Source organism: Chamaesiphon sp. VAR_69_metabat_338 (assembly GCF_031423935.1).
Lineage (GTDB): Bacteria > Cyanobacteriota > Cyanobacteriia > Cyanobacteriales > Chamaesiphonaceae > Chamaesiphon.
This window is the reverse complement of sequence record NZ_JANPGM010000387.1, coordinates 1-1,905: the sequence shown is the minus strand read 5'-3', so window position 1 is coordinate 1,905 and position 1,905 is coordinate 1. Positions and strand designations below refer to the sequence as shown.

General features: G+C 51.1%; 2 protein-coding genes and 1 pseudogene. All 3 read right to left on the bottom strand.

Annotated elements, in window-relative coordinates; translation table 11 throughout:
• The coding region (locus RMO84_RS10805; protein WP_310488468.1) for a zinc-binding dehydrogenase at positions 1-877 on the bottom strand (877 nt) is incomplete at its 3' end.
• 24 nt (positions 878-901) lie between these two features.
• Positions 902-1,066 (bottom strand): annotated as a pseudogene (locus tag RMO84_RS21355) (zinc-binding dehydrogenase); the annotation flags it as partial.
• 1 nt (position 1,067) lies between these two features.
• Positions 1,068-1,703, bottom strand: a complete 636-nt coding sequence (locus tag RMO84_RS10795) for a macro domain-containing protein (protein WP_310488466.1) — start codon at positions 1,701-1,703, stop codon at positions 1,068-1,070.
• Between the last annotated feature and the right edge of the window lie 202 nt (positions 1,704-1,905).

Sequence of the window (1,905 nt, the reverse complement as noted above, 5' to 3'; positions counted from 1 at the left end):
GGGCAATGTCGCTCCAGGGGGCTTCGATATCGATATGGGGCACCAATGCCCCCTCAGCCACCAATTTCACCAGCCGCGCTAATCCTGCCGCTGCTGGCTGTTTCTTGAGTTCGTGGAACAGAATGAAGCCATATAGATTCAAGCCGCCTTTGGCGTAGAAATCGGACGCATTGAAGGTAATTTTCGCCCCAGCAGTCGCGCCAAAGATGACACAGGTGCCATCTGGGGCTAGCTGCGTCAACACCGCAGGCAACACCTCCCCACCCACCGAATCCAGCACCAGATCGTAAGGTGCATAGCGATCGAAATTATTGCCAACTATTACCTGCTGCGCTCTAGTAGTTTGGACGAACTCTACCAACTCCGGACGACGCACCTGCGCTGTGACAATCGCTCCCGCTTGGGCTGCCAATTGACAGGCAAAATACCCCACACCGCCCGATGCTCCGGTAATCAGCACCGATCGATCGAGCAACGAGCCGCCGCGCTCTAGTGCGAGTAATGCTGTCAATCCCGCCACGGGTAGAGTTGCCGCCTCTGCAAACGATACGGCATCTGGCAGTGCGGCGATCGCATTTGTCGGTACTGCCACCAGTTCCGCCCAAGCTCCCGCAGCCAAAAATCCGACGACCCGACTACCCACCAAAAAGCCAGAGCCATCGCTAGCCGCCACTTCGATCGTCCCTGCAAAATCCCAACCCGGTCGCCATCCGGCTGCTGCACTCCCAGCACGGCGGACTTCGCCGCGATTGAGCGAGATTGCGGCAACTCGGACGATCGCTTCATTCGGTAACGCTACTGGCGGTTCAACGGCGCGAATGACTAATCGTTCGGGTACGGTAGGATCGACGACAACAGCTTGGATGGGAGTTTTCATCTAGAAATCAGTAGTAATTTACAGTTAAATGACGACTTTACCAAAATGACTGCCGCTTTGTAAGTAGCGATAGGCATCTGGTGTCTCGACAAAGGGAAAGACGCGATCGATAGCCGGCTGAATCCGATGCAAAGAGAACGCCCGATTCATGGTTTCAAACATCTCGCGACTGCCGACATAAATACCCTGCTTAATACTGAAGTCTGGTTGGATTGTTAGTATACAAAAGTTGATGCCGTTCGGATGCTTCCGCCCACGATCGCGGCATTCGATATCCATCTAAGATAACGTCATCGATCGCCGATCTAACTTGATGCGCGCAAGTCTCAAAACTCACCTTACCAGCTCCAGTTCCTAATCCTGGCAAGGCGATCGTGTGAATGCGTTCTGAGATTTTTTGGCTTTGATGTTCGCCAGATTTAAACGCGCCATATTTAGCTAACAAAAAAATCGCCCGCGCTGCTAAATAAGGATTGACAGTTTCGTGTAGATTCATGGGCACGCGCATTGTCGGTGCAAAAATCAGATAAGGAATTCTCTTGTTGGCAGTTTCGACAACATCCGCCTGTCCGACAAGGATTTCGCCATGATGATGGTCGAATATTTGGCGACGGACGCGGATTTGAATTTCTTTACCAAAGTGCCACACGTACGATGCATCGATACCACCATCCATGAATCCAAAACTATTAGCCGGACTAACCACCGCATCGCAATCTACATCAAAAATGGAGCCGTGATGAACCACTACGAAATCTAGATCGCCACAAAATTTAGTCCAGGCGGCGGCTAGCGATTCGTCTACTGCGGTTAAAATTAATTTCATCTTGTTAGGATTGCAATCGTCTGGGTGCTGTGGAATTATGTGCGAATACGGCGTGCTTCCATTGCCGTGAATCTTAGCGTACCAGGGAACCATGAGTCAGCAAACCGAAACAACTCCCAGAATCGATCGTCATTGAGTCGATCGAGTCTTGTTTCATTATCCCCTGTGATACCAGTTGTCAAAAACTCTGCTAAAGATCGCT

Excerpts from the sequence above, each read along its gene's own strand:
- RMO84_RS10795 (WP_310488466.1), bottom strand. The coding sequence starts at position 1,703 with ATGAAATTAATTTTAACCGCAGTAGACGAATCGCTAGCCGCCGCCTGG.